The following is a 26,245-nucleotide window of genomic DNA, read 5'->3' as shown; positions in this document are numbered from 1 at the left end:
GAATCCTTATTGTTTGGCCTTGGCGGCATCCTTGGCCGCCTCGGCGCGCGCCGAGTCCAGCTTGGTGATGACGGGCGCCTTCCATGGCCCCGTCACTTGCATTTCATATGTCAGCGCCCGCATCATCGGCTGCGCCAGGAACAGCTGGGCCAGGTAGCTGCCCAGGCCGATGACGGGGTTGACCGCCAGCGCGTACACCAGCGGCGCCGTGCCGAGATTAACCTCCGGCATCACCACCACGCGCAGATTGGTCGATTCGTTGGCGATATCCACCGTGCCGTCCATCAGTACAGTAGCGGCCACGCCGTGCATTTTCAAGTTATCGGTCTTCACGATACCGCGGTTGATGGCGGCGTTGGCGCTGATGCCGTCGAACGCCAGCCCTTCCGAAAACACGTCGTGGAAGTCCAGCTTGAGCATGCGCGGCAGCGCCTGCAGGCTGAGCACGCCCAGCAGCTTGGCCGCGCCGGGGTCCTGCTTGAGGAACTGGCCTTTTTCCACGTTCATGCTGATCTGGCCAGACAGGCTGGGGATGTCCAGCGCGTACGGCAAGCCCTTCCAGGAAATGTCGCCGCTGAGCTTGCCCTTGCCGTTGCGCAGGGTGTCGGCAAAGCCGAAGCGGTCCAGCAGCCTGCCGGCGTTGGCGATCTCCAGGTCGAAATTCAGGCTGGTCTGCGGCTGCCCGTCCTTGACCACCCAGCGCCCGGTGCCGTTCAGCTCGCCGTCCGCATTGGCCAGCGACAGCTTGGACACGCGCCACTCGCGCGCAGCGGCGATCAGGGCGTTGTGCGCCTGCAGTTCCAGCCGGCCCAGCGGCTTGTTGAACAGTTCGAAGCGCTCGGCCACCACGTCCAGCGCAGGGATGGCGGGCTGGGTCGCCTTGTTTTCCAGCAGATCCTTGACTTCGTTGGCCTGCGATTCCGGAATGATGAGCGAGGACAGGCGCGCCGTCACCTTGCCCACGCCCTGCCCGGTGGGCGACTCGTTCCAGGTGACGTAGCCATTCACCTGGCGCGAATCGATATTGGCCTGCCAGACGTTCTTCTGATGGCTCACGCCCACCACCACGTTGTCCAGCTTGCGCTCGCCGATCACCAGCTCGCCGGCCCGCGCGGCCATGGTGTCGGCCACCACGTACTGCGCCACGTCGACGCCGCCGCCGGCTGCTGGCACGCCGGCGGCGCCGGCAGCGCTCGCTGGCGTGTCCTTGCCCACGATGGCGTCGCCCAGCGCCAGCCACTGGTCCACGTTCAGCGATTTCACGTTGGCCTGCATCATCATGCCGCTGTCCGGTTCCGGTGCCGGCACATTCACGCCGATGCCGCCGCGCACCAGTTTCCACGGCTCCTTGCCCTGGCGCTGCCGCTGGTAGGCAGCCGACATGCCGGCGCCCAGCGCCACGCGGATCTCGTCGCGCATCAGGCCGGCCTCGTTGGCGGCCGCGCCGTTCAGCACGAAATGCAGCGGCAGCGTGTCCGCCGCGCCCTTGGCCAGCGGCGCCGGGAAGTCCAGGCCCAGGCCGGCCAAGGTGGAATCAACCGTCACCGAGTAATGATGGTCGCGCGCCACCACCAGGCCGGTATAGCGCGTGCCGCCGCTGAAGTGGCTGGCCACGCGCTGCATCTGCGGCGACGGCCAGGTCTTGCGCAAGCCGTCCGCCGTGACGGTGCCGCCCAGGCGCACCTGGATGCTGCCGTCGCGCTGGCTGCCGCCGGTAATGGCCACCGGGCCGCCGATGAAGCTGCCCGCCAGGTTGTTCAGGTTGACGCCTTTTTCATTGAATTCGATCTTGCCGGTGGAGCCGGCCACCACCGGCATGTCGTGCCACAGCACGATGTCGTTGCCGCCCAGCTGCAGCGCGCCCTGCACTTTCGCGTCGTGCATGTGATTCAGCGGCAGCTGCAGCTTGAGTGCCAGTTTCGCATTGCCGCTCGCTTGCGTCTCATCGGTGAAGTGGCCGATCCATTCCAGCACCGGACTGGCCGCCACGTAGTGCAGGAACTCCTGCATCGGGCCGGCCGCGTTGCCGTCGATCTCCAGCACGCTGTCGTGCGATGACAGGTCGGCAATCACGGCTTTCACGCCGCTTAGCGCCACGCCGCCGGTGGTGGCCGTATCGCCGCGGATTTCCATGCGCGTGCCCTCGAACACGAAGCCGCCCTTGATCTTCTCGGCCTGCGGCCACAACGGCGACTTGCCGTCCTTGGCGTAGACGCCGGGGTCATAGTTGAGCTTGCCGTTCGTCAGGCGCCCGGCCACGCGGAACTCGCCCTTGGCGCGCTCGGCGGCGGTGGGCACCGCGCCGCTGCTCCTGAAGGGGAAGTGCGCCAGGTCGCCGCGCAGGCGCAGGGTCACGTCGTCGGCCATGCCGTCCTCCAGCGCGCCGGTCAGCCAGCGGTGCAGGTGCTCCGGGGTTTGCAGCGGCAGGTAGCGGCCGATCTTTTTCAGGTCGAAGCCGCTCAGCTTGCCGGTGAAATCGGCCACGCCGGCGCTCTTGCCGTCCAGCGGCACCACGTGGCTGCCGGACAGCGAGCCCGTCAGGCCCTGCTGCGTGAATTCCAGGTTCTGCAGTTCGACCCTGAGCTGCTCGCCGCCGCGCTCGCCGCCGCGCTCTTTGCTTTCGCTGCCCTCGAACGACCAGCTCATCTGGCCGCGCAGCTTCTCGAATGGCATCGAGGCCTCGGCGAAATGGTCCGGCATCTGCAGCACCAGCTGGTCCGCGTCCAGGGTGAAATTGCCGCCCTTCTCGCTCGCCTCCAGGGTGCCGCTCAGGTGCTCGAAGCCGGGCAGCGCCGGCATGCCGCGCACCGCCGGGGTCTTGCCGTTCTTCGGTTGCGGCAGGCGCGCCGGGCGCGGGCGCAGGCCCAGGCCGTCCAGCTGCGCCTTCACATGGTAGGACAGCAGCGCCGGATAGCTGCCGTACCAGGACGCGGCCACATTGCGCAGGCGGCCGGTAGGCGCCACGTCTTCCAGCATGGCGCGCTGGCTGTCGCTGAGCGGCAGGCGGCCGGCCAGCGCAGCCAGGGTTTCCAGGTCCAGCACGCTGGCCTGGAGCTCCATGCGCGCCGGCGCCTTGGCCGTGGCCGCCACGTAGCGCTCGGACAGCTCGGTGGGCGGCAGCGCCAGGCCGTCACGCGTGCGCAGCGAAAAATTGTTTAGTGTCACGCTGTGGCCCAACACGCCGAACGCGGGCTGGCCGCTCTGCAGGCCGGCCGGAATTTCCTCGCGCGCCGAGACGCGGCCGCGCACGTCCACCAGGTCCAGCGGCTGCAAGTCCTTGCCCAGCTGGGCCGTTACATCGGCCAGGCTCACGTCGGCCGTGAAGCCGGCCAGCTTGGCGTGGTCCAGGCGCACCCAGGCGCGCACCGAGCCCATGCCGGAACGCAGGTCGAAAGGATAGCTGAGATGCTGCTTCCAGGCGGCCAGGTCGGCTTGGCGCACGTCCGCGTACAGCTCGCCCTGCCACAGGCGCACATCGGACTTGCGGGTGGCGAACGCCGGATGGATAAAGTCGGCGCGCACGTCCAGCGGACCGCCCAGCTCGGCGGACGGGGTGGCGGTCATGCCGAACTGGTGGCGGCGCCACTTGTTGCGCAGCACCAGGCGCATATCGGCCAGGCTCACCTGGGGCGCGCCGCGCAGCTTGTCGGTCCAGTCCAGCTGGCCTTCGCGGATGACGATCTCGCGCTGGGCCAGCAGCCAGTCCGCGCCCTTGCCGTCGCCCTTCTGGTTCAGGTCGATATACACGCCGGCCGCGTACAGCTTGCCGTCCGCCTCGCGCCGCACGTCCAGCTTGGGGCGTATCAGTTCCAGCGATTCGAAGCGCACGTCGGCCGCCGCCACGCTCCACCACGACAGGGTGGCCGAGACGCTGGGCAGCGCCAGCACTTCGCGGCCCTGCGGGTCGCGCAGCACCACGTCGCCCAGGAACAGGGTGGGGTTCAGGCCGGACCAGGAGGCGTAGATGCGTTCGATGGTGACCGGGTTGCCCAGCGCGCGGCTGGCCAGGCGTTCGATGTCGCCCTTGTAGTGGTCGATGTGGGGCAGCACCAGGTAGCGCAGCGCCAGCAGCAGGATGGCGAAGGCAAAGTACACCAGCAGAGCCAGCTTGACAGTGAAGCCGAGCACATGGTGGGTGGCCAGGTTGCAGACGCGATAGGCCGAACGCAGCCTTTGCCAGCGCACGGCCAGGGGCACGCTGCCTGTCACGGTCTCCTCCGGCGGTTTTTGCATCAATAAGCTAATAATTCAGGCCCGGCATCAAATAAATCGCTAAAATCGTTTCCAGCCCTAAAGGAGCCTGCCCGGTCATTTTACCGCATAGGCTGCTGTCCTCACGCTCTGTTTATTACGTTGCAACACTAAGTTACTTACCGCCTATGACCGCACCCGCCCTGACCTCCGCCTCCCGTTATTACCAGCGCTGGGTCGGCGCCGATCCGGGCCGCGCCGCCAGGGTGGATGCGCTGGCGCGCACGTCAGTTGCCGACCTCGATTTTGCCGAGGCGCTGGCGCGCGAAGCCGACACGGGACAAGGCGAGCCGCTGCCGCTGCCGCGCGCCATGCGGCGCCTGCGCAACCTGCTGGTGTGCAGCCTGATCCAGCGCGACCTGGCCGGCCGCGCCGACCTGCACGAAGTGGTCACCGCCATGACCCGCTTTGCCGACTTCGCCATCCAGCAGCACACGGCGGCCCTGCACGCGGACATGGTGGCCCTGCACGGCCAGCCCGTCGGCCACGACAGCGGCGAGACCCAGGAACTGATGGTGCTGGCCATGGGCAAACAGGGCGGCGGCGAGCTCAACGTGTCGTCCGACATCGACCTGATCTTCGTCTACCCGGAAGACGGCGACACCGCGGCCGGCCCCGGCCAGCGCACCCTGTCCAACCACGAATTCTTCGTCCGCCTGGGCAAGAAGCTCATTGCCGCGCTGGCCGAGATCACCGAGGACGGCTACACCTTCCGGGTCGACATGGCGCTGCGCCCGAACGGCGGCTCCGGCCCGCTGGCCGCCAGCCTCAGCATGGTGGAGCAGTACCTGATCGTGCAGGGCCGCGAATGGGAACGCTACGCCTGGGTCAAGGCGCGCGCCGTCACCGGCAAGCCGGCCGACATTGCCGCGCTGGACGCCATCGTGCGCCCCTTCGTGTTCCGCCGCTACCTGGACTTCGGCGTGATCGAAGCCATCCGCAATATGCACGCCCAGATCCGCGCCGAGGTCAACCGCCAGGAACGGCTGCACCCGGACCGCAGCAACAACGTCAAGCTGGGACGCGGCGGCATCCGCGAGATCGAATTCCTGGCCCAGGTGTTCCAGCTGATACGCGGCGGGCGCGACGCCGCCCTGCGCGACCGTTCCACCCGCACCACCCTGCGCATCCTGCCCGAAAAGGGCTTGCTGACCAACGACATCGTGCTGCAACTGCTCGCTTCCTACACCTTCCTGCGCAACCTGGAGCACCGCCTGCAGTACCTGGACGACGCCCAGACCCACACCCTGCCGCCCAACGAGGCCGACCAGTTGATCGTGGCGCAGATGATGGGCCTGCCGGACGTGGCCACCCTGCTGGCGCGCATCGAGGCCCACCGCAGCTTCGTGGCCGAGCAGTTCGACGCCATGTTCGCCGAAAAAGCGCAGAACGGCGCCCAAGATGCCGACATCGACCCCGCCACCAGCAACGAATGCGCCGACCCGGACAACCTGGAAGCGATCCAGGCGCGCTTCGCCGCGCTGGGCTACGACGACCCGGCCGGCGCCGCCCAGCGCCTGGTGGCCACCTGGCAGGCGCCGCGCCTGCAATCGCTGCCGGAAGCCAGCCGCAACCGCCTGGTGTCGCTGGTGAACGCGGCGCTGCCGCTGATCGCCCGCACCGCAGAGCAGTCCAGCATCGGCAGCCAGCTGGTGACCCTGGGCAGCCTGCTCGACTTCCTGGAAGCCATCGCGCGCCGCTCGGCCTACCTGTCCCTGCTGACCGAGTACCCGCACACGCTGGAACGCGTGATCCGCATGATGCACGCCAGCGGCTGGGCCGCCAAATTCCTCACCAAGCACCCCATCCTGCTGGACGAGCTGCTCGACGACCGTATCCGCAACGCCGTGTTCGACGCGGCCGCCCTGGCCGCCGAGCTGGACGGCCAGCTGGCCGCCGCAGCCGGCGATACCGAACGCCAGATGGACATCCTGCGCGAAGTCCACCACGCCCAGCTGTTCCACCTGCTGGCGCAGGACCTGGCCGGCGACCTGACCGTGGAAAAGCTGGCCGACCACCTGTCGGCGCTGGCCGACGTGATCGTGGCCGCCACCGTGCAGGCGGTGTGGCAGACCGTGGCCACCCGCCACCGCGAGGTGCCGCGCTTCGCCGTCATTGCGTACGGCAAGCTGGGTGGCAAGGAACTGGGCTACATCTCCGACCTGGACGTGATCTTCCTGTTCGACGACGAGGACCAGGATGCCCCGGCCCAGTACGCCAAGCTGGCGCAGCGCTTCATCACCTGGATGACCTCGCACACCTCGGCCGGCCAGCTGTTCGACGTCGACATCGCGCTGCGGCCGGACGGCGCCAGCGGCATGCTGGTGTCCAGCGTGCAAGCCTTTGAACGCTACCAGCACAATTCGGCCTGGATCTGGGAGCACCAGGCCCTGACCCGGGCCCGCTTCTGCGCCGGCGACGCGGAAATCGGCCAGCGCTTCGAGCAGATCCGCTGCCAGGTATTGCGGCGCGCACGGCCGCTGGACGGCGAATTGAAACGCGAAGTGCACGCCATGCGCAAGAAGATGGCCGACGCCCGCCCCAACCGCTCGGAACTGTTCGATTTAAAACAGGACGCCGGCGGCATGATCGACATCGAATTCATCGTCCAATATCTGGTGCTGCAGCACGCAGCCACCTATTCCCAACTGACGGGAAATGTGGGTAATATTGCCTTACTGAAAATGTGCGGTGAGCTCGGCTTGATCGACCCGGCTTTGGCGGCCAGCGTGGCCGACGCCTACCGCGCTTTCCGCAAATTGCAGCACCAGATGCGTTTGCAGGGCCAGGAAAATGCCCGCGTGGACCCGGCGCGGGTGGCCGGCCATGCGGCGCATGTTATCCAGTTATGGAAGGAAATATTAGAATAAGCGTTACCGGCAGTCCCATTCCAAAAGGAGAGACAGATGAAGATGTTTTTAGGTGGTATTGCAATCAGCCTGGGTTTGCTTGCCTTGCCCGCGTATGCGACGGAAAAAGGATCGGCCAACGAAGCGGTGGCCATGGTTAAAAAAGCCGTGGCGCTGATTAAATCGGACGGCAAGGAAAAAGCGCTCGCCGCCATTTCCGATCCCGCCAACAAGGATTTCCACGACCGCGATCTATATATATACGTCTACGACCTGAACGGCGTGGCGGTGGCGCACGGCGTGAATCCCAAGCTGGTCGGTAAAAATCTGCTGGACATGAAAGATAATGAGGGCAAGGCCATGATCCAGGAAATGGTAAAAGTGGCCAAGGAAAAAGGCAGCGGCTGGGTTGATTTCAAATGGCCGAATCCTGTCACCAAGGCGGTCGAGGCGAAATCCGGTTACGTGGAACGCGCGGGCGACTTGCTGGTCGGGTCCGGCATCTACAAATAAGCCCACCGCCGCGAGGCGATCTCATCCATGCCAACGCCGCATTCTGCGGCGTTTTTTTCGCCCGGCGCGCCTGGTTCTGGCTTGATCACGCCAGAAGCTGGCACGAAGTCCGGCCAGACGCCGCGGCGGTACTGTGGCAGACTTGCAACATTGTCCGCACATCCATAATCCCACGATACAAACGGAAATAAAGCCCGAATTCGCCAAAACCCCGGGCTAGCGAGCTCTAAGGGAAACACTTATAGGCATTTCGCGCGCTGAGCCGCGCTGTCAAGAGTTGCTTTGTTTCAATCGCGTTACACGCGCACGTTTGACACGCATTTGCCGCCAGTGTCTTATAGCCCGATTAGCAATCCCAGAAGGATTGCTAATGCACCAGACACTCTAATAAGGAACATGACTATGTTGATAGAAAAAGCCCTGGCCCGCTCCCTGCGCGTCGTATTCTCGGGCGGCGTGGCCATCGCCGGCCTCGGCATGCTGGCCCAGCCTGCCCTCGCACAAAATGCCCCCGCAGCCGCGCCTATCCAGCGCGTTGAAATTACCGGCTCCGCCATTAAGCGTATAGACGCGGAAACCGCCGTGCCGGTAACTGTGGTTAAAATGGAAGACCTGAAAAAACAGGGTATTACCACCATCGAACAAGTAATGGCCAATTTGAGCTCGGTGCAAACCAACCAGGGCACCAGCCAGGTTGTCGGTTTGAGCACGGGCGGCGCATCCTTTGCGGATTTGCGCGGTATCGGCGCCAATAAGACTCTGGTGCTGTTGAATGGCCGCCGCCTGGCCAATAATGCGCTGGATAGCTCGGCGCCCGATTTGAATATGATTCCATTCGCCGCGCTGGAGCGCGTCGAAGTATTGCGCGACGGCGCATCCTCGCTGTACGGCTCCGATGCAGTGGGCGGCGTAATCAACTTTATTACCCGTAAAGACTTTACCGGCGTAACCGTTACCGGCGGCGTCGATTCCCCGCAAAAGCGCGGCGGCGGTTCGAATAGCGCGAATATCGGCGTTGGCTACGGCAATCTGGACACCGACGGCTTCAATATCTTCGCCATGGGCGACCACCAGGTGCAGCGCCGCATCATGGGCACCGAGCGCGACTTCAACAAGCGCTACCCGGGCGGCCTGTCGCCCACCACCAGCCCGGCCAACTATTACCAGGACGGCAACAGCGGCAACCCTGCCGCCCCCAACTGCACCAGCGCGCCCAACCTGATTCCGGACGCCACCGGCAGCGGCTGCCAGATGACCACCTCCTCCTTCGTCGACTATGTTCCGAAGAGCGAGCGCAACACCGGCCTGATCAAGGGCACCATCAAGCTGGCGGAAAACCATGAACTGGGCCTGGAATACTTGATCACCAAGAGCCGCATCGGCAGCGAAATCGCGCCGGTGCCATACGGCGGCCTGTTCCAGAACCGCGTGCGTCCGGACGGCTCGCTGAATCCCTTCTACCCAGGCAACCCCGGCGCCATCACCCCGAACGTGCCGCTGAGCTCGACTTACACCGAAGACAACACCCCGGCCGGCGTGCTGCCCGGCTTCGTGCACGTGAAATGGCGCGACCTGCCGAACGGCTCGCGCGCCGGCGACGACGTCAACCAGCAGCAGCGCTTCGTCGCCTCGCTGCAGGGTTCGATCGCAGGCTGGGACTACGGCGCTGCTTTCACCTACAACAAGAACAAGGTGGCCAGCAACCTGATCGGCTACAGCGACGGCGGCATCATCACCAAGGGCGTGCTGGAAGGCGTCATCAACCCCTTCGGCGAACAGACCGCCGCCGGCGCCGCGCTGATCGACAGCGCTGCCCTGAACGGCAACATCCAGAACGCCAAGGGCACCATGAAGGGCTTCGACGTGCGCGCCAGCCGCGAGGTCGGCGACTGGTTCGGCGCCGGCCGCCAAAGCGCGCTGGCCATCGGCGGCCAGTTCGACAAGCAGGAATTCCACAGCGCGGCCAACACTGAATACGCTGAAAAAGTGGTGGCTTCCACCGGTATCGACCCGAACACGCTGAACGAAGGTTCGCGCAAGGTCAGCGCCGCGTACGCCGAGCTGAACCTGGCCCTGCTGAAGGACCTGGACGTGACTGCCGCCGTGCGTTACGACAAATACAACGACTTCGGCAGCACCACCAATCCGAAGTTCGGCTTCCGCTACCAGCCGACCAAGACCGTGCTGCTGCGCGGCTCCTACTCGACCGGTTTCCGCGCGCCGTCGCTGTACGAGATCAACTCGGCCCAGACCTACACCAACTCCAACCAGTACGACGATCCGGTCAACTGCCCAGGCGGCACCCCGCTGCCGGGCAAACCGGCCGCGGCCAACTGCCAGCAGCAGTTCCAGACCCTGACGGGCGGCAACAAGGCCCTGGCGCCGGAAGAATCGAAGAACTACGCGCTGGGCATCGTGATCGAGCCGGTCAACAACCTGTCGCTGGGCCTAGACTTCTGGAAGCTGCAACTGGAACACCAGATCGGCCAGCTGAACCAGGATGACGTGTTCGGCGATCCTGCCAAGTACGCTTCGCTGTACCACCGCACCCCGGCCGGCAACCTGGCCACCGACGGCTCGCAGTGCCCCAACCCGCTGACCTGCGGCTATGTCGACCTGCGCACCCAGAACCTGGGCGGCGTGAACACCGACGGCCTGGACATCAGCGTGAACTACCGCTGGCGCAGTGCCGACTACGGCAACACCACCTTCTCGCTGAACAGCACCTACGTGCACAAGTATGAGTACCAGAACAGCGATGGCGGCGAGTGGCACCAGAACGTGGGCGTGTACTCCGGCATCGGCCCGATCTTCCGCTGGCAGAACAACGCCAATGTGAATTGGACCAAGGGCATCTGGGGCGCCGGCATTGCCGCGCACTCCAAGTCCGGCTATATCGACCAGGATCCTGAATACCGCGTCGCGTCCTACACCACCTGGGACGGCTACGCCACGGCAGCCATCCTGAAGAACCTGTCGGTCACCTTCGGCGTGCGCAACCTGTTCGACCGTACCCCGCCGCTGTCCTACCAGACCGAGACCTTCCAGGCTGGCTACGATCCGCGCTTCACCGATCCGAAAGGCCGCACCTACTACCTGCGCGCCACCTACAACTTCTAATCGGCAGCAAGTAAAAACCCCCCATCTGCACTGAGCGCGATCTAAAGCGCGTTCAGGCTGATGGGGGGTTTTTTTACGCTTGCGGTTGGCGGGTTACGCGCCGTTGGCGCTAACGCGCCCTACGAAGATGCCGCAAACACGTAGGGCGGGTTAGGCGGAACGCCGTAACCCGCCGTGCCTGCGATTACTTGGCGCTCATCAGTGCCACGGTGGTGTCCAGCATGCGGTTGCTGAAGCCCCACTCGTTGTCGTACCACGACGATACCTTCACCAGGCGGCCCGACACCTTGGTCAGCGTCGAATCGAAGTTCGACGAAGCCGGGTTGTGGTTGAAGTCAATCGATACCAGCGGTTCGGTCTGGTAGGTCAGCACTTCCTTCAGCGCGCCTTCGGAGGCAGCCTTCATCAGCGCGTTCACTTCGTCCACGGTGGTGTCGCGCGAGGCGATGAAGGACAGGTCCACCAGCGACACATTGATGGTCGGCACACGGATCGCGAAACCGTCCAGCTTGCCGTTCAGCTCAGGCAGCACCAGGCCAACCGCAGCGGCGGCGCCGGTCTTGGTCGGGATCATGGACATGGTGGCCGAACGGGCGCGGCGCAGGTCTTCATGCATCACGTCGGACAGCACCTGGTCGTTGGTGTAGGCGTGCACGGTGGTCATCAGGCCGTTTTCCACGCCGATGGCGTCGTTCAGCGGCTTGACCAGCGGGGCCAGGCAGTTGGTGGTGCAGGAAGCGTTCGAGATCACGGTGTCGGTGGACTTCAGCACGTGCTGGTTCACACCGTACACGATGGTCGCGTCCACGTCCTTGCCGCCCGGTGCCGAGATGATGACTTTCTTGGCGCCGCCCTTCAGGTGGGCCGAAGCCTTTTCCTTGGTGGTGAAGAAGCCGGTGCACTCCAGCACCACGTCCACGCCCAGGTCGCCCCATGGGATTTCAGCCGGATTGCGCTGTGCGAACACGCGGATCACGTCGCCGTTGACGATCATGTTGTCGCCGTCCACCGTCACGGTGCCGGGGAACTTGCCGTGCGCGGTATCGTAGCGGGACAGGTGCGCGTTCGACTTGGCATCGCCCAGGTCGTTAATGGCAACGATCTGGATGTCTTGCTTTTTGCCGCCTTCGTAGAAAGCACGCAGTACATTACGGCCGATACGGCCATAGCCATTGATTGCTACTTTGATCGTCATACTAAGCTCCTGATGTAAAAAAAAGGGGATTATGCAACCAGAACAGATTTAACCTTGGCCACGACGTTTTCCACCGTGAAGCCGAAATGCTTGAACAGCACAGGCGCAGGAGCGGATTCGCCGAAGGTGTCGATACCGACCACGGCGCCTTCCAGGCCCACATACTTGTACCAGAAATCGGTCACGCCGGCTTCGATGGCCACGCGCGGCACGCCCTTGGTCAGCACGCTGGCCTTGTAGGCGGCGTCCTGGCGGTCGAACACGTCGGTCGACGGCATGGACACCACGCGTGCGGCGATGCCTTCGGCAGCCAGCGCGCTGGCGGCGTTGACGGCCAGCTCCACCTCGGAACCGGTGGCGATCAGGATGACCTTGGCGTCGGCCACGTCGTTCAGCACATAGCCGCCCTTGGCGATATTGGCCACCACGGCGTCGCTGCGCTCCAGGTAAGGCAGGTTCTGGCGCGAGAAGATCAGGGTCGACGGACCGTTCTTGCGCTTGACCGCTTCGCCCCACGCCACCATCGACTCGACGGTATCGGCCGGACGCCAGTTGTCCAGGCCAGGGATCAGGCGCAGCGAGGACACGTGTTCCACGGACTGGTGGGTCGGGCCGTCTTCGCCCAGGCCGATCGAGTCGTGGGTGAACACGAACAGCGAACGCTGCTTCATCAGCGCAGCCATGCGCAGCGCGTTGCGGCTGTAATCCGAGAAGGTCAGGAAAGTGGCGCCGAAGGGGATGTAGCCGCCGTGCAAGGCCACGCCGTTCATGATGGCGCTCATGCCGAACTCGCGCACGCCATAGTTGATGTGGTTGCCGGTCTTGCCCGAACGCAGGTTGACGGACTCTTTCCAGTTGGTCAGGTTGGAGCCGGTCAGGTCGGCCGAGCCGCCCAGGAATTCAGGCAGCACGGGAGCCAGCGCCTGGATCGCGTTCTGGCTGGCCTTGCGGGTCGCGATGGTTTCTTTCTTCTCGACGCAGGCGGCGATGGCGGCAGCCAGCGTGGCGTCGAAGTTGGCAGGCAGGTCGCCCGCCATGCGGCGTGCCAGTTCGGCGGCTTCTGCAGGGAACTTGGCGCTATATTCGGTGAACTTCGCGGTCCATTCGGCTTCGTGCTGCGCGCCGGCGGCTTTCGCGTCCCATGCGGAGTACACGTCGGCAGGGATCTCGAACGGGGCCGGGGTCCAGCCGATGTATTCGCGTACGGCGGCGATTTCCTTGTCGCCCAGCGCGGCGCCGTGCACCTTGTCGCCACCTTGCAGGTTGGGCGAACCCTTGCCGATCACGGTCTTGCAGCAGATCAGGGTAGGCTTGTCGGATTTTTTCGCGGCGGCGATGGCGGCGTCCACGGCGGCCACGTCATGGCCGTCCACGGCGCGGATCACGTTCCAGCCGTAGGCTTCGAAGCGTTTCGGCGTGTCATCGGTGAACCAGCCTTCGACCTTGCCGTCGATCGAGATGCCGTTGTCGTCGTACAGCGCGATCAGTTTTTTCAGGCCCAGGGTGCCAGCCAGCGAGCACACTTCGTGCGAAATGCCTTCCATCAGGCAGCCATCGCCCACGAACGCGTAGGTATAGTGGTCCACTACGTCCAGGCCCGGCTTGTTGAACTCGGCCGCAAGCAGGTACTCGGCCAGCGCCATGCCGACCGCGTTGGCGATGCCCTGGCCCAGCGGGCCGGTGGTGGTTTCCACGCCCGGCGTGATGTCCACTTCCGGGTGGCCCGGGGTTTTCGAGTGCATCTGGCGGAAGGAGCGGATGTCGTCCATGGTCACGGCGTAGCCTGCCAGGTGCAGCAGCGCGTAGTGCAGCATGGAGCCGTGGCCGTTCGACAGCAGGAAGCGGTCGCGGTTCAGCCATTTCGGATTGGCGGGGTTGTGGCGGTGATGACCGCTCCACAGCGCTACTGCGATTTCAGCCATGCCCATCGGCATGCCTGGGTGGCCGGAATTGGCCTTCTGCACAGCGTCCATTGCCAGCGCGCGGATCGCGTTGGCCATTTGAGTGGTTGGGAGCGTAGTAGTCATCGTGGTGATTGCGGAAGGTTTGAAATTAGCTAAAGCGTGCTTGCTTGAACCAAGTATTTTACCAGAGCGGGGGGCCGCCCATTAAAATTACGCATCCAACAGCACTCATCAAGGCCCCCGCATGCCCCGTTTCTACTGCCCGCAGCCGCTTGCCATCGGCCTGATCATCGACCTGCCGGAAGCGGTGGCCCACCACGTGCACGTGGTGCGCCTGGCGCCGGGCGAGGCCATCACCGTGTTCAACGGCGAGGGCGGCGAGTACACGGCGGTGCTGCAAACGGTGGAAAAGCGCCGCGCCAGCGCTGAAATCAAGGCCCACACCGCGCGCGACGCCGAGCTGCCCTACGCGGTCACGGTGGCGCAGGCGCTGCCGGAAGCGTCCAAGATGGACTGGATCATTGAAAAAGCCGTGGAACTGGGCGCCGCCGCCTTCCAGCCGCTGGCGGCGCGCCGCTGCGTGGTCAAGCTGTCAGGCGACCGCGCGGAAAAAAAGTTCGCTCATTGGCAAGGCGTGATCGTCTCGGCCAGCGAGCAGAGCGGCCGCAACCGCCTGGCCCAGCTGGCGCCCGTGGACGAGTTCAAGGACTGGATCGCGCAGCAGGACATGCACCGCCGCGTGATCCTGACCCCGCGCGCCAGCCAGTCGCTGGCCGACTGGGCCCGCCACCAGCCGCCGCAGGCGCTGACCATCATGATCGGCCCCGAGGGCGGCTTCTCCGACGACGAGGAAAACCTGGCCGTGGCCCAGGGCGCCCTGCCCCTGTCCATGGGCCCGCGCATCCTGCGCACCGAAACGGCTGCCCTGGCTGCCCTGGCCGCATTGAATGCCAGCTGGGGCGGCATGTAGTCTTTTCCATCAGCGGAACACCGCGACCAGGGCCATGACCGCGAGACCGGCCGCCAGCAGCAGCATCAAGCCGGGAAGCAGCGGCGACGCAACAAGGCGCTTCGCCCATCCATGCACACTTGGCGACCTCCGTATCTCCTAAAAAAAATGCCGCCCAGTCAAGCCCGGGCGGCATTGGAAGCTTAGAGGCGAATACTACCGCCTCGCTGGCAATTAGAACTTATAGTTCGCTTTAACCGTGAAGAAGCGGCCGCGCGCGCTGTGCAGTGCCGGGTTGTAGCCAGCGGTGGCGTACGACGGATCATACGGCGCCTTCTTGTCGAACAGGTTGGCGACGTTGAAGCTCAGCACGGTGTTGCGGAAGCCGGTGTAGGCGTAGGCCAGGTCCAGCGTTGCCATCGACTTCACTTTGCACTCCGGGTAGAACTTGGCGTAGTCCGGGTTGCGGTTGGCGCGGCCATATTCGCAGTACGGCTCTTCGTAACGGCCAACCTTGCCGTCTTCCTGCACGCTGTACACCGCCATCATCGAAATCGACGAGATATAGTTCGCGGTGGCCGTCAGGTTGTGCTGCTGGATGCTCCAGGTCGACGACAGCGACGCGCGCAGGCGCGGGATTTCACCCACGCTGGTGGTGTCGTTGTAGATCGCGCCGTTGGTACCGACCAGGTCGATCATCGGATCGCCGTCGGCCTGAGCCTTCTTGTAGCTCAGCGTGTAGGTCGCGTTCAGGCGGCTGGCCAGCTTGCCGTAGGCGCCCAGGTTGTTGCGCAGCGCCAGTTCGAGGTCGATGCCGCTGGTACGGGTACCGCCAGCATTGATGTACGGCGTTTCGATGCTGATCAACGGGCCGGAGTTCGGAATCAGCTTGCCGGTCGCTGGATCGGTCAGCCAGGTGCCCTGGTTCTGGTCGCGCTTGACGCGGTAAGCCAGGCTAGGATCCTGGATCACGGCCACCGCCGACATCAGGTCGGTTTCCTTTTCCTTGCGGATGTTGTAGTAGTCGAACAGGATGTCGAAGTTGCTAGCTGGCGAGAAGATCACGCCAGCCGTGAAGCTCTTCGATTCTTCCGGCACCAGGTCCTTGTTCGATGCCGCCACGCCCGACAGGCTCTTCAGGCAATCGGTCGCGTCGGCGCCTTGCTTGCCGCAGCGCAGCTTGTCCTCGAAGTTGTTCAGGAAGTACTGGGTGCCACCGTCCACCATCTGGGTCAGCGATGGTGCGCGGAAGCCTTCCGAGTAGGTGCCGCGCACCGCCAGGGTCGGGCTCACGGTCCACTTGACGCCCGCTTTCGGCGTGAAGCTGCCGGAGAAGCCGTCATATTTGTCGTACCGGCCGGCCAGTTCCACGTCGACCGATTTGAGCACCGGCAGGCGCACCTCGGAGAACACCGAGCGCACGTCGCGCTTGGCTTGCGAATACTGGTTGGCCAGGCCGATGATCTGGCCGTTGACGGTACGCGCGTCTGGCACGATGCTCATTTTTTCCTGCTTGACCTCGGCGCCCACGGCCAAGCCGATGGCGCCGCCGGCCAGCTGGCCCAGCTCGGTGCTACCCTTGATGTCCCACTGCGTGATGCTGGCCTTGCCGTCCAGCGGCGAGTCCACCGTCACGCCGGGAGTGCTGGCGATGGTTTTCAACGGCACGTTATCGGTCACCAGGCGCTGCACGATAGGCAGGTACAAGAAGCCGTTCGACACCTGGTGGCGCTTGGACTCGTTGTACAACAGGCCGGTATCCCAGTCCCAGTTGAAGTTGCTGCCCTTCAGGCCGGCCAGCAGGCGGGTCGAGGTGTTTTCGTTCGAGCTGCCGCCTTTGGCGTCGGTGAAGCGGTAGTTCACCGCCACCGGTACAGCGCCGGCGGTGCCGCGGGTCGGGTTGTCCGGATGGTTCACGCCCAGGATAGGCTGGAAGCTGATGCCAGGACCGTCTTTCGGAAACACGGTGGTCTTGTTGCGCGACAGCGTGCGAGACACGCCCGCGTATTCCAGTTCCGACTTGCTGTACGACGCTTCGGCGAAGGCGCGGGTGCTCTCGTTGATCTTGAATTCGCCGCGTGCCAGCACGTTCGAGCTCTCGCTCTTGCCTTGCGCGTCTTCATACTGCCAGCCGTCGTAGTTGCAGAACTTGTTGCCGATCATGACGTCCGATGCCAGCATCGGCACCAGCGCGGTGGAGCCGGTGCGGATGTCGGCCGGGTTGCAGCTCAGGTCGGCCGACACATAGCGGTTGAAGGAACCGCTCCCCAGGCGCGCCTCCTTGAAGAACACGGGATACTGGCTGACGCTGCTGTAGTAATTGCTCAAGCGGCCGTCCATGGCCATGGACTGGTCGGCGTGCACGGCGCGCGCCTCGGCAATCGGGGTGCGGTCGCGCTTGGAGAAGTCGAAGGCAACGAAGGCGTTGAAGCGGTCCGCTTCCAGGTCGCCGAAGCCATAGGCGCCGCTGATGCCGTTCCGGCCGAAGTTGCCGTGGCCATCCTGGCTATGCTGGGCGGTGATGTCGCCGCCCTTGAAGTTGCTCTTGGTGATGAAGTTGATCACGCCGGCAATCGCGTCGGAGCCGTACACGGCCGAACCGCCGTCTTTCAGGATCTCGACGCGTTCCAGCGCCGACAGCGGGATGGAGTTCAGGTCGTACTGGGTGGACTGGCCGGCGTTCGGATCGGCATAGGCGGCCGGCGACATGCGGCGGCCGTTGATCAGCACCAGGGTGGAAGCCGAGCCCAGGTTGCGCAGCGATGCAGTAGCCAGGCCCTTGGAGAAGCCGCCATCGCGCGAGTCGACCTGGTTGGACGAGCCCAGTGCCGGTACCTTGGCCATCAGGTCAGCCACGCTCACCGCGCCGGACTGCTCGATTTCCTTCTTCGAAATAACCTGCACCACGGACGGGTTTTCCGTGGAAGTGCGCTTCAGGTTGGAGCCGGTCACAATCACGCGTTCGATCGGCGCGTCGGCCGCTGCGCCGGTTTGCAGTTGCGCCAGGGCGATGTCGCTCCAGCCCACGGTGCCCATCAGTGCTATTGCCTGCACTATCAACTTTTTCTTCACGTTTTCTCCAGTCGAGGAAAGGCTGGCGGCGCCCTCATGAGGCGCTTCCCCAGCCATTTGATCGGCCCGGCTGCACTCCGACAGCAGGGTCCGTCTCGGAGTATAGCGATAGCAATTCGTAAAGATTGTAACATTCGGATATATACTAAATAATATTGTCGATTTACAACAGCACCATAGTGGTGCGAGCACTAGTGCTGGACCGCTGCGGGAGCGCGTGCTATCATCGCCGGTTGCGCGCGCCGCGCGCGCGTTTTTTTCCAATCGACCTGCTTGATAACTACAAGCACAGGAACCGCCATGCTCAGACTGAATGAAGTAAAGCTCCCGCTCGACCATACCCCTGAACAACTGACCGCCGCCGTCCTGACCCGCCTCGGCATCGCGCCGGCCCAGCTCACCGGCTATACCGTGTACAAGCGCAGCTACGACGCGCGCAAGAAGTCCGCCATCGTGCTGATCTATTCGCTGGACGTGGAAACCACCGACGACGACGCCGTCCTGAAAGCCAACGCGCGCGACAGCCACCTGATGCCCTCGCCCGACACCCGCTACAAGTATGTGGCGCAGAATGTGAACGCCAGCGGTGCCCAGCCGCGCCCGGTGGTCATCGGCATGGGCCCGTGTGGGCTGTTCGCCGCGCTGATCCTGGCCCAGATGGGCCTGAAACCCATCATCCTGGAACGCGGCAAGACCGTGCGCGAGCGCACCAAGGACACCTTCGGCTTCTGGCGCAAGCGCGAGCTGAACCCGGAATCGAACGTGCAGTTCGGCGAGGGCGGCGCGGGCACCTTCTCGGACGGCAAGCTGTACAGCCAGATCAAGGACCCCAAGCACTACGGCCGCAAGGTGCTCACCGAATTCGTCAAGGCCGGCGCGCCGGAGGAAATCATCTACGTCAGCAAGCCGCACATCGGCACCTTCCGCCTGGTCAAGATGGTGGAAGCGATGCGCCAGGAAATCGTGGCGCTGGGCGGCGAGATCCGCTTCGAGGCGAAAGTGACCGACATCGAGATCGACGAAGCCGACGGCCAGCGCCAGGTGCGCGGCCTGGTGCTGAGCACGGGCGAGCGCCTGCCGACCGAACACGTGGTGCTGGCCATCGGCCACAGCGCGCGCGACACCTTTGAAATGCTGTATGAGCGCGGCGTGTTCATCGAAGCCAAGCCGTTCTCGATCGGCTTCCGCGTCGAGCATCCGCAGTCCATGATCGACGCCTGCCGCTTCGGCCCCAACGCCGGCCACCCCATCCTGGGCGCGGCCGACTACAAGCTGGTGCACCATGCCTCCAACGGCCGCGCCGTGTACAGCTTCTGCATGTGCCCGGGCGGCACCGTGGTGGCCGCCGCGTCCGAGCCGGGCCGCGTGGTTACCAACGGCATGAGCCAGTATTCGCGCGCCGAGCGCAACGCCAACAGCGCCATCGTGGTGAGCATTTCGCCGGAAGACTATCCGGGCCACCCGCTGGCCGGTATCGAGTTCCAGCGCCGCCTGGAAGAGAAAGCCTATGAACTGGGCGGCAGCAACTACAGCGCGCCGGGCCAGCTGATGGGCGATTTCGTGGCCGGCCGCCCGTCCACCGAGTTCGGCGCCGTGGTGCCGTCCTATAAACCGCAGGTGCACCTCACCGACCTGGCCACGATCCTGCCGGAGTACGCCGTGACGGCGCTGCGCGAAGCCTTCCCGGCTTTCGACAAGCAGGTCAAGGGCTACTTCAAGCACGACGCGGTGCTGACCGGCCTGGAAACGCGCACCTCCTCGCCGATCCGCATCAAGCGCCGCGACGACGACCTGCAAAGCCTGAACACGCGCGGCCTGTTCCCAGCCGGCGAAGGCGCGGGCTACGCCGGCGGCATCCTGTCGGCTGGCGTGGACGGCATCAAGGTGGCCGAGGCGGTGGCGCTGTCGATGGCGGCCAAGGACTGAGCAGGTTGCGCATGCTTGGCGGGTTACGGCGCTGCGCGCCTAACCCGCCCTACGGCACGCAGTCCGTCGGCACGCAGTCCGTCGGCACGCAGTCCGTCGGCACGGCAGTAACGTAGGGCGGGTCAGGCGGAGCCGTAACCCGCCAAGGGCAGCCGAACGTGGAAGCGGCAGCCGCGCTGCACTTCCGCGTCCACGCTGACCTGCCCGCCCATCTGGTGCACGATGGTGTAGACAATGTGCATGCCCAGGCCGGAGCCGCCCTGCCCGCGCTTGGTGGTGAAGAAGGGCTCGAACACCCGTTCGCGCACGGCTGCCGGCATGCCCACGCCATCGTCGCAGAAGTCGATCAGCACCCAGTCGCGCCCCTCGGTCCGCTCCACGCGGGCGGCAATCACCACCTCCCCCGGCCCGCCGTCCGGGTAGCCATGCTTGGCTGAATTCATCAGCAGGTTCGACAGCACCTGCGACAGCTTGCCCGCCGGCAGGCGCGCCTGCAGCGCCGGGTCGATGTCCACTTTCACCTCGATGGTGCCCTTGCGCAGCTCAGGGCTGTGCGCCGACACCACGCCCAGCACATGGTCGCGCAGGCACAGTTCGGTGACGTGCTCGGTGCCCTGGTCCACCGCCAGCTGCTTGAAATTGCCGATCAATTCCGCCGCGCGCGCCAGGTTCTGCTCGATCAGGCCGGCTGCGCCCCTCAGCCTTTCGGCCAGCGCCACCATGTCCGAGCGGCTCACCTTGGGCGCGCTCAGCGCGTCCACCATCTCCGCGGCATAGGCGCTCATGCCGGAAGCGGCCGTCACCGCCACCCCGATCGGCGTGTTCACCTCGTGCGCCACGCCCGCCACCAGCGCGCCCAGCGCCGCCATCTTCTCCTGCTCCACCATGCTGGCCTGGGCCGCGCGCAGCGCCTCGGTGCGCTTCTGCACCTTGTGTTCGAGCAGCTCCTCGCGGTCCTGGTGCTGCAGCTCGGCCGCGCAGCGCGCAGCGAAAATGGACAGCAGCGACAGCGCCAGCAGGCGCTTGTTCTCGTCGATGGGCTTGGTGTCAATGGCCGACAGGATGCCCAGGGTTTTGCCCTCGGTGTCGATCATGGGCATGCCGACGTAGCTTTCGGCGCGCATGTCCACCAGCAGCGTGTCCCTGGGGTAGTCGGCCTGGATGCCGCAGGCGTGGAAGCACATGGTCTGGTCGGTCACGTCCTGGCAGGGCGTGTGCCGCAGGCTGTATTCCATATTGGGCAGGAAGTCCGTCCCGCCCCACACCGCCAGGGTGCGGATGCCCTCCCCGTCCGCCAGCTGCACCACGCGGCCGGCGATCACATAGGTGACGTCCAGCGCCCGGGCCAGGTCCCGCACCAGCGTGCGGAGGAATTCCTCGCCGCGCAGGCGCGAGGTGGACGCGGTGATCGAGCGCAGCGCGGCCTCGGCCAGCAGGCGGCCATCGTGCTCGTCGAACAGCGCGGGGGAACTGGCGGTCATGGCAACACTCCGGGCAAGGCATTCATAAGGGGACCGCTAGGAAGGCGGACTGCGCTGGTACAGCTGCTGCAGGTCGGCGCTGCGCTGCAGCAGCAGCGCGGCCAGCGCCGGATCGAAACGCTTGCCGCTTTCGGCGCGCACCTGCTCCAGTGCGTGCGCCAGCGGCCAGGCCGGCCGGTAGCAGCGCGGACTGACCATGGCGTCGACGAAATCGGCCAGCGCGGTGATGCGCCCCGCCAGGCTGATCTGCTCGCCGGCCAGGCCGCGCGGGTAGCCGCTGCCGTCCCAGCGCTCATGGTGCTCGTAGGCGATAGCCGCCGCCAGCTGCAGCACCGGCTGGGCCGAGCGCTGCAGCATGGCGCGACCGACCTCGCTGTGCTGCCGCATCTGCGCCCACTGCGCGCCGTCCAGCGGGCCGGGCTGGTTCAGCACCGCGTCCGGCACCCCGCTGTGGCCCACGTCGTGCAGCGGGGCGGCCTGGCGCAACTGGCGCACGGCCGCCGGCGCCAGCTGCGCCGCCTCGGCCAGCATGGCGGCAATCAGGCCCACGCGCTCCACGTGCTCGCCGCTGTCCGGCGCGCGCCGCTCCAGCGCGCCGCCCAGGATGGCCACCGTGGCCTGCTGCGTGGCGGCGCTCTCCTCGCGCTGCAGCAGCTTCTCGTAGGTGATGGCGACATTGGCCGAGAACAGCGCCAGCAATTCGCGCTCGGCCTCGCCCACCGGGTCGGAGAAAGCCATGTACAGCAGGCTTTCGTTGCCTTCGACCGTGCGGTGGTAGCAGGCGTAGTAATGGTCGCCGTGGTGGTCGCGCCGCTCGCGCATGCAGCGCGCGAAGGCCGCCGCCACCGGCGCCGGCAAGTGGGCCAGCGTTTCGTCGGACGGCAGGCCGGCGTAGGCCGGCGTGACCGCCAGCACCCGCAGCCGATCGCCCTGCGGCGCGGCTGCGTAGGCATCGATGGCGCCAGGGGCCGCGCGCGCGTCCTCCAGGCGCCGGCTGGCGCACACGCCCTCGCCGTCATGCCCCAGCAGCGCGCTGGCCTGCTCCAGCACCGCCGAGCAGAACGTGCGCAGATTGTCCGAATCGCCCACGTGGGCAATGGCGTCGATCGAGCGCCGCAGGCCACACCGTGCGCGCTCCAGGCGCATCAGGTCGCGGTAGCCGCGCAGGGCCGAATAGAACACCGTGCTCAGTTTGGCGTGCGTGAGGTCGGTTTTTTCGCGGTAATCGTTGATGTCGTAGGTTTTCAGCACATAGGCCTGCGGCGCCTGGCCCGGCTGGCCGGTGCGCAGCACGATGCGCACCTGGCTGTCGCCCAGTTCCTCGCGAATGTGGCGCACCAGGTCCAGGCCGGCGTGGTCGGTTTCCATCACCACGTCCAGCAGGATCAGCGCGAACTGCGCAGGGGATGGCGTGGCGCCGCCCAGTACGGCCCGCGCCTCGGCGGCGGAATAGCAGTGGGTAAAGCGCAGCGGGCGGCCGTCGAACACGAAGTCGCCCATGACCAGCTGGGTCACCTGGTGCACCGACTCGTCGTCGTCGACGATCAGCACCTGCCACGGCGCGGGCGCAGCCGACGCCGCCGGCGCATCGTCGTCAAACTCCATTTCGTCGTCGATCATGGCGGCCTCGCGTGGGCTCTGGTTATTATTGATTGTACATCGAGTCTTCACGGCCGGACATAAAAAAACCGCCGGCAAAGCCGGCGGTTTCAGCTTGCAGCAACAAACCGGGATTAGAACTTGTAGTTGTATTCCACGGTCAGCCTGGCCGAACGCGGCGCGGTGTAGCTGATCACGCGCTGGTAGGTCGGGCTGATGTCGGTGCCGGTCAGGTTGTAGGTCTCGTCCACGTTCTGGGCGATCTGCTTGTTGGCCACGTTGAACACGTCCACCTTGAACATCAGGCCAGGGAAGACGGCCGGACGGTAAGACAGGTTGGCGTCCAGGCGGATGTCCCAAGGCAGATTGCCGAAGGTGCCGCGCGGAGCAGCGGTTTTGCCGCACCAGAAGTACACCGAACCGTAGTCAGGCGCGTCGCCCGGCAGGTCCGGGTAGTTGCCGAAGCAGCTGCGCGGACGGCCCGAAGCGGCCAGGAAGTTGCCGCCCACGCTCCATTCAGGGCTGACTTCATAGAAGCCGAACGCCTTGACCTGATGCTTGCGGTCGTTCGGCAGCAGGCCGTTCGCGCCGTACATCAACTCCTGGGTATCCCAGGTGGAGGTGGCTGCCACGTCGGTCTGTGCATTGTCCGAGCGGGTCTGGCCTTCGGTGTTGCCCTTGCTGCGCGACCAGGTGTAATTCACGCGGCCATACCAGCCGTTGCGCAGCGGATGCTCGGCGAACAGGTCCAGCGCGACGTAGTTGCGCTTGGCCTTCTCAAAGCCCAGCTCGGCGGCGGTCAGGTGCACGTCGGTGTACTTCTTGTCGCCGTTGAAGTCGACGCGGAAGGTGTTGTCGCTACCCGGATTGAAGGTCACGCAGCCCAGGCCGGCGAAATTGTCGGTATTGACCTTGTTGCGTTCAGCCCAGGTCAGCACGGCACGGTCGTCGCAGTAATCGTCAATGGTTTGCTTCAGCTTGCGGAAGGTCGCTTTCGCGCCCACGTTCAGCGAAGCCGTCAGGGCCTTCTCGAAGCCCACGGTCAGCTCATCCTGGTAAGTCGGCTTGATGTCGACGGCCGTCAGGGTGTTGACGTCCTTCGCCTGACCGTACTCGTTGTTGGTCGAGAGCGGCTTGGTCATCTGCTTCAGGCCGGTTGGATTGCCGTTGGCGTCGGTGCCGGTGTAGGTGAAGTACTCGCGGGTGTTGAGCGAGCGGCTGGCGCCGCGCACTGCCAGGTGGGTCGGGATCTGCAGCGCGTAGCGGCCGGCGCTGCCGAACACCTTGAACGACGAGTCGCCGTTCACGTCCCAAGCCGCAGCCAAACGTGGCGACACCATGTTCTTCACTTCCAGGAAGGTTTCGCCGTCGCCGTTCTTGTTCTTGAAGCCTTCGTTGCGCAGGCCCACGGTCACCAGCACGTCCTTGTTCACCTGCCAGCGGTCTTCCAGGTATTGCGCATCCTGGTCGGAATAAGCATTGGTGGCGGTATCGAACAGGCGGCGGCTGACGAAGTAGCCGTCCTTGCCGAAGCCGCCGAAGTTCGCCACGGTCACGCGCTGGCCGCTCAGGCTGATCGGCGAGTTCGGCGTGGTGGTGCGGTCGTAGAACCAGATACCGCCGCCGGCATTGACGTCGCCCGCGTTGATGGACTTCAGCTTGTTGTTGTCGAAGCCGGCGCGGATGGTGTGGGCGTCCAGCTTGTATTCCAGGTCCATGCGGCCGGACTGGGTTTCGTTCTTGGCGCCGTCGGGGAAAATGGTGCCGGTCAGGATCTGGCTGGTCTTGTAGTTCAGGCCAGGCACCTGGGCGCGGGCGGCGGCGTTGATCTGGAACTGGCCGCTCAGGTCGCCGTCATAGCGGTTTTCAACCTTGGTCTTGCTCTTGCCAAACAGCGCGGTGACGGTCAGGTTGTCCGTCAAGGTGCCGGTGTAGCGCAAGATCTGCGAATCGGCGCCAACCGGCGTGAAGTTCGAGTTGTTGCGGTAATGCTCGGACGACACCTGGTTGTAGAGGCGGCCGTTGGTGTAGTTGTAGCCGGACAGCTGGCGGTCTTCCTTGTTGTTATCACCCAGCAAGGTCAATTCCAGGCGATGGTTGTCGCTGATGTTCCAGTCGAATTTGCCCAGGTAGCGGTCCATGGTGTCCTGGCGGTCTTCCCAGCCGGTGGTGCCCAGCGAAGGGCTGCTTGGCAGGCCGGTCGAGGCGGCTTGGCGGTTGATGCCGCCCAGGGTGTCCTTTTTGCGCTCGACGGCAGCAAACATGAACAGGGTGTCCTTGATGATGGGACCGCCAACGTAGCCGCCCACAGTGCGGCGGGTCACGGTGTTTTCCGACAGGCGGCGGTAGATCTGGCCGTCGGTGGCGGCGCCGTTGACCGGATAATAAATGTCCTTGTTTTCCGAGCGCAGCGAATTCGGCTCGAACTGGGCCGTTGCGCCGGCTTCCCAGGTGTTCTTGCCGCTCTTGGTGGTGATGTTGACCACGCCGCCCACGGAACGGCCGAATTCCGCACCGAAGCCGCCGGTCAGAATCTGCGCCTGCGCGATCGCGCCGAAGGGCAGTTCCGAGCCGCCCAGCTGGGTCAGCGGGTTGGTGACGGGGAAACCGTTGATGTAGTAAGCATTCTCCGAAGCGCCGCCGCCGCCGAACGAGGCGCCTGCAGCGTAGCGCGAGTCGGCGCGGGTGGTGTTCGGCGCCAGCTGGATGATGGCGTCCACGGTCTGCGGAATCGGCAGGCGCGCCAGCTCCTTGGCGGTGAAGGTGGCGCCGTTGTTCGAGTTCGATACGTCGATCCGGGTACGCGCGCCGGTCACTTGCACGGCTTGTATGGCGCCCAGGAAGGAAGCATCGACACCCTGGCCGACGATCACGTCGACTTCTCGGGTCTCGACGGCTTTGCCGTCGCGAACCAGTTCGACTTTGTAGTGACCCGGCGACATGGCAGTCGCGTTGTAGCGCCCGCTGGCATCCGGCGTAATCGTGCGCTTGGCGCCATTGTCGGTGTTCAGCATGACGATAGAGGCGCCGGCTGGCGCATCGACGCGGCCGAAAATATTACCGGCCGCGTTCGACTGCGCCATTGCTGCCGGTACCACTATTGCGCCCATGGCGGCAGCACCGAAAGCGATTGTCAGCGCTCTTACCAATACAGTTTTTCTTAACATGTGGTTTTTCCCAATTAAAAGCCGCCCGGTAAGGCGGCCGTTCGATTTATAGCAGCCGATTCCCGGTCGGCTGTTTGCGGCGGTACCACTCAATCTTTCGCTGTTGCGAAAATTTGCCAAATTCAGTTTTGATGTTTTTAGCAAGCAGCAATCAAAACACGGCGCGATTTGGAGTGTCAACTATCGAATTGTATTGATGTATTTTTGCGACATCGTTAT

12 protein-coding genes are annotated in these 26,245 nt (G+C 64.8%); 5 read left to right on the top strand and 7 right to left on the bottom strand.

Features of this window, described 5'->3' with window-relative positions; translation table 11 throughout:
* Nucleotides 1–6: 6 nt before the first annotated feature.
* Complete coding sequence (locus ASC94_RS20285; protein WP_056399490.1) at nt 7–4,233, bottom strand: YhdP family protein; 4,227 nt, start codon at nt 4,231–4,233, stop codon at nt 7–9.
* A gap of 146 nt (nt 4,234–4,379) precedes the next feature.
* Between ASC94_RS20285 and glnE the strand changes: the two genes are divergently transcribed.
* The 3 genes from glnE to ASC94_RS20270 all read left to right on the top strand — a co-directional run bounded on the left by glnE (nt 4,380) and on the right by ASC94_RS20270 (nt 10,733).
* Nucleotides 4,380–7,121, top strand: coding sequence for a bifunctional [glutamate--ammonia ligase]-adenylyl-L-tyrosine phosphorylase/[glutamate--ammonia-ligase] adenylyltransferase (gene glnE / locus ASC94_RS20280; protein WP_056399487.1), 2,742 nt, complete (start codon nt 4,380–4,382; stop codon nt 7,119–7,121).
* Nucleotides 7,122–7,157: 36 nt separating this feature from the next.
* Nucleotides 7,158–7,613 (top strand): cache domain-containing protein, encoded by a 456-nt coding sequence (locus ASC94_RS20275; protein WP_056399485.1) that lies wholly within the window; start codon nt 7,158–7,160, stop codon nt 7,611–7,613.
* Nucleotides 7,614–8,015: 402 nt separating this feature from the next.
* Nucleotides 8,016–10,733, top strand: a complete 2,718-nt coding sequence (locus tag ASC94_RS20270; RefSeq protein WP_056399483.1) for a TonB-dependent receptor — start codon at nt 8,016–8,018, stop codon at nt 10,731–10,733.
* A 184-nt stretch (nt 10,734–10,917) separates the two neighbouring features.
* On the opposite strand, the gene gap is transcribed toward ASC94_RS20270, so the two are convergent.
* Nucleotides 10,918–11,928: a type I glyceraldehyde-3-phosphate dehydrogenase gene (gap, locus tag ASC94_RS20265; RefSeq protein WP_056399481.1), complete on the bottom strand. Its 1,011-nt coding sequence runs from the start codon at nt 11,926–11,928 to the stop codon at nt 10,918–10,920.
* A gap of 29 nt (nt 11,929–11,957) precedes the next feature.
* Nucleotides 11,958–13,955, bottom strand: a complete 1,998-nt coding sequence (gene tkt / locus ASC94_RS20260; RefSeq protein ID WP_056399479.1) for a transketolase — start codon at nt 13,953–13,955, stop codon at nt 11,958–11,960.
* Between the two features lie 121 nt (nt 13,956–14,076).
* Here tkt and ASC94_RS20255 point away from each other — a divergent pair, with 121 nt between their 5' ends.
* Nucleotides 14,077–14,802: a 16S rRNA (uracil(1498)-N(3))-methyltransferase gene (locus tag ASC94_RS20255; protein WP_056399478.1), complete on the top strand. Its 726-nt coding sequence runs from the start codon at nt 14,077–14,079 to the stop codon at nt 14,800–14,802.
* 213 nt (nt 14,803–15,015) lie between these two features.
* On the opposite strand, the gene ASC94_RS20250 is transcribed toward ASC94_RS20255, so the two are convergent.
* The gene (locus ASC94_RS20250; RefSeq protein WP_162251444.1) at nt 15,016–17,853 is read right to left on the bottom strand and encodes a TonB-dependent receptor; all 2,838 of its coding nucleotides are present in this window, start codon (nt 17,851–17,853) and stop codon (nt 15,016–15,018) included.
* A gap of 300 nt (nt 17,854–18,153) precedes the next feature.
* Here ASC94_RS20250 and ASC94_RS20245 point away from each other — a divergent pair, with 300 nt between their 5' ends.
* Nucleotides 18,154–19,779 carry an NAD(P)/FAD-dependent oxidoreductase gene (locus ASC94_RS20245; protein ID WP_056399463.1) on the top strand — a complete coding sequence of 542 codons (1,626 nt, stop codon included), beginning with the start codon at nt 18,154–18,156 and terminating at the stop codon, nt 19,777–19,779.
* A gap of 122 nt (nt 19,780–19,901) precedes the next feature.
* On the opposite strand, the gene ASC94_RS20240 is transcribed toward ASC94_RS20245, so the two are convergent.
* The 3 genes from ASC94_RS20240 to ASC94_RS20230 all read right to left on the bottom strand — a co-directional run bounded on the left by ASC94_RS20240 (nt 19,902) and on the right by ASC94_RS20230 (nt 25,969).
* Complete coding sequence (locus ASC94_RS20240) at nt 19,902–21,260, bottom strand: GAF domain-containing sensor histidine kinase (RefSeq protein WP_056399457.1); 1,359 nt, start codon at nt 21,258–21,260, stop codon at nt 19,902–19,904.
* 36 nt (nt 21,261–21,296) lie between these two features.
* Nucleotides 21,297–22,880 (bottom strand): response regulator, encoded by a 1,584-nt coding sequence (locus ASC94_RS20235; RefSeq protein WP_056399453.1) that lies wholly within the window; start codon nt 22,878–22,880, stop codon nt 21,297–21,299.
* A gap of 113 nt (nt 22,881–22,993) precedes the next feature.
* Nucleotides 22,994–25,969 (bottom strand): TonB-dependent receptor, encoded by a 2,976-nt coding sequence (locus ASC94_RS20230; protein WP_229417345.1) that lies wholly within the window; start codon nt 25,967–25,969, stop codon nt 22,994–22,996.
* Nucleotides 25,970–26,245 lie beyond the last annotated feature (276 nt).

The organism is Massilia sp. Root418 (assembly GCF_001425265.1).
Classification (GTDB): domain Bacteria; phylum Pseudomonadota; class Gammaproteobacteria; order Burkholderiales; family Burkholderiaceae_D; genus Rugamonas.
This window is presented reverse-complemented; position numbering and strand designations above follow the sequence as displayed.

Bases quoted from the DNA above. Each gene is read 5' to 3' on its own strand.
- ASC94_RS20285 (WP_056399490.1), bottom strand. From the start codon at position 4,233: ATGCAAAAACCGCCGGAGGAGACCGTGACAGGCAGCGTGCCCCTGGCC.
- glnE (WP_056399487.1), top strand. From the start codon at position 4,380: ATGACCGCACCCGCCCTGACCTCCGCCTCCCGTTATTACCAGCGCTGG.
- ASC94_RS20275 (WP_056399485.1), top strand. From the start codon at position 7,158: ATGAAGATGTTTTTAGGTGGTATTGCAATCAGCCTGGGTTTGCTTGCC.
- ASC94_RS20270 (WP_056399483.1), top strand. From the start codon at position 8,016: ATGTTGATAGAAAAAGCCCTGGCCCGCTCCCTGCGCGTCGTATTCTCG.
- gap (WP_056399481.1), bottom strand. From the start codon at position 11,928: ATGACGATCAAAGTAGCAATCAATGGCTATGGCCGTATCGGCCGTAAT.
- tkt (WP_056399479.1), bottom strand. From the start codon at position 13,955: ATGACTACTACGCTCCCAACCACTCAAATGGCCAACGCGATCCGCGCG.
- ASC94_RS20255 (WP_056399478.1), top strand. From the start codon at position 14,077: ATGCCCCGTTTCTACTGCCCGCAGCCGCTTGCCATCGGCCTGATCATC.
- ASC94_RS20245 (WP_056399463.1), top strand. From the start codon at position 18,154: ATGCTCAGACTGAATGAAGTAAAGCTCCCGCTCGACCATACCCCTGAA.
- ASC94_RS20240 (WP_056399457.1), bottom strand. From the start codon at position 21,260: ATGACCGCCAGTTCCCCCGCGCTGTTCGACGAGCACGATGGCCGCCTG.
- ASC94_RS20235 (WP_056399453.1), bottom strand. From the start codon at position 22,880: ATGATCGACGACGAAATGGAGTTTGACGACGATGCGCCGGCGGCGTCG.
- ASC94_RS20230 (WP_229417345.1), bottom strand. From the start codon at position 25,969: ATGGGCGCAATAGTGGTACCGGCAGCAATGGCGCAGTCGAACGCGGCC.